The sequence below is a fragment of the Amycolatopsis sp. SID8362 genome, assembly GCF_010550475.1.
Classification (GTDB): Bacteria; Actinomycetota; Actinomycetes; order Mycobacteriales; family Pseudonocardiaceae; genus Amycolatopsis; species Amycolatopsis eburnea.
In genome coordinates this window covers 1-1,986 of sequence record NZ_JAAGNB010001437.1, presented here as the reverse complement: position 1 = coordinate 1,986, position 1,986 = coordinate 1, and the positions used below count along the sequence as shown (strand labels likewise).

The 1,986-nt window shown below is 73.5% G+C and carries 2 protein-coding genes and 1 pseudogene; all 3 read right to left on the bottom strand.

The annotated features are described in order from the left end of the window. The coding region (locus G3I65_RS44340) for an MFS transporter (protein ID WP_160701418.1) at positions 1-792 on the bottom strand (792 nt) is incomplete at its 3' end. A 78-nt stretch (positions 793-870) separates the two neighbouring features. Continuing rightward, positions 871-1,446: a hypothetical protein gene (locus tag G3I65_RS44335; RefSeq protein WP_309236002.1), complete on the bottom strand. Its 576-nt coding sequence runs from the start codon at positions 1,444-1,446 to the stop codon at positions 871-873. Between the two features lie 278 nt (positions 1,447-1,724). Then, a pseudogene (locus G3I65_RS44330) lies at positions 1,725-1,986 on the bottom strand (LytR C-terminal domain-containing protein); the annotation flags it as partial.

Here is a 1,986-nt window from a genome sequence, read left to right as displayed (position 1 = left end):
GAGGACACCCACGGCGCCCGGCGGGATCCCGGCCACCCGCACGAAGAACAGGACGTTGATCGCCTGGTACCCGGTCAGCGCGATGTTGGCGACCGCGCCGAACACGGCCAGCGAACGCAGGTACCGATCCCGGGCCACCCACCGCACCCCCTCGGCCATCTCGCGGCGCAGGGTGGTCCGCGGCCGGGCCGCCGGCCGCGGTGGCTCCCGTACGGAGACCGCGGCCAGGCACGCCGCGGAGACCAGGAACGTCACGGCGTCGACGAGCAGGCCGGTCACCGCGCCCGCCCACTGGGCGAGCACCCCGGCCAGACCGCGCCCCGCGATCTGCGCGACGGACTCGCTGCCCTGCAGCTTCGCGTTCCCCTCCGGCAGGTCCGCCGGGGCGACGAGGACCGGGAGGTAGACCCGGTAGGCGGTGCCGAACAGGACGCTGCCGGTCCCGGTGAGCAGCGCGACGAGCACGAGCTGCGACACGGTCAGCACCCCGAGCCAGGCGGCGACCGGGACGCTCGCCAGCGCCAGTGCCGAAACGACGTCGCAGCACAGCATCACCGGCCGGCGCGGGAGCCGGTCGACCCACGCGCCGGCCGGCAGGCCGAGCACCAGCCACGGCACCCAGGCCGCGGCCGCGAGCAGACCCACCGTGAACGGGCCGGCGTGCAGCCCGAGCACGGCCACCAGCGGCAGGGCGACGGTCGTGACGTTGCTCCCCAGCTTGCTGGTCGTCTCGCCCGCCCACAGCAGGCGGAAGTCCCGGTGCCGCCACAACCCACCCCGCGTTCCGGCCACAGGCCCCCTCCCGGTCCTTCGGGAGGATGCCGGAGGCGGCTCGCCGCCGTCAGCGGGTTTCGCCGCGGGCGCAACGCCTCAGCCGCGGTAGTCGCGCTGCAGGGTGTCGGTCATCGCGGTGACCACGGCCTGGACGTTGTCGAGCGTCGCCGGTGGGATCAGCGCGGCCTCCGTGCCGCCGTCGGCGATGGCCAGGCCCAGGACGACGTTGCCGGAGCGGACGGCGGCCCACTGCTCGGAGAAGCCGGCCTCGTCGCCGACGCCGGTGGCGAGGCGGACGCCCGAGTGGTCGCCGAGCGCGTCGGTCATCAGCTGGGTGGCCTGGGACGCCGCGTTCTCGGTGTCGGAGTCGGTGAAGCGCACGACGGCGATCGTGACGACCCGGTAGTCCTGCGGGTTCGGCTTGCCGCCGCCGAGGTCGCGGGCGAACAGGCGCTTGCAGCCGGTGAGCTCGTTGCCCTCGGTCGAGCGGTCCTGCGGCACCACCTTCGCCTCGGCCGTCTTGATCGAGTCCGGCGGGACTTCGACGGTGCCCGGGGCCAGCCGGTCGCGGATGTCCGCGCCGGGCAGCTTGCACGCGTCGATCGGCTCGGGGTAGTGCGCCGTGCCGGACGCCGACTGGCACCCCGCGCACAGAACTGCGGAAACGAGCACCGGGAGGAGCCACCGTCCGCGGGCGGCGCTGATGCGCATAGGTTTCGGACTTTCCCTATTTCGTGAAATCGACTTTCCGGTTCGCCACCGATCCGGTGATCTTTTCCGGTCCGTCCCGCGGTGCTGCCGCCGACGGTCAACGCACCCTGCCTCACCAGGCAGGCAGCGTCAAGACCAGTCACCCGCGTGGTCCGCCGTGGTCCGGTCGGCGGAAAACATCATCGCGGTGCTTCGCGGAAAAACTTCGCGCGATTTCACGAAATCCCGTGCTGGGCGCGTCAATTCACGCAGACGACTCCGCTCGACGTGATCGGGTCGTCACCGGCGGCCGGGGCGCCCCCGCCGTCCGATGCGCCGGGGCCCGCGTACACCGAGCCGAGCACGACCTCGATGTGCCCGGCGGGCACCGACGCGGACTGCTGCGTGGTGAGCCCGCCGAGCAGCTTCGCCACCTCGGCGCCGCGGTCGGCGAGGTCGGGGCCGAACCGGACCAGCGACGTCCGCCGCGTCGCCGTGTTGCCGGTCGCGCCGGGGGTGAAC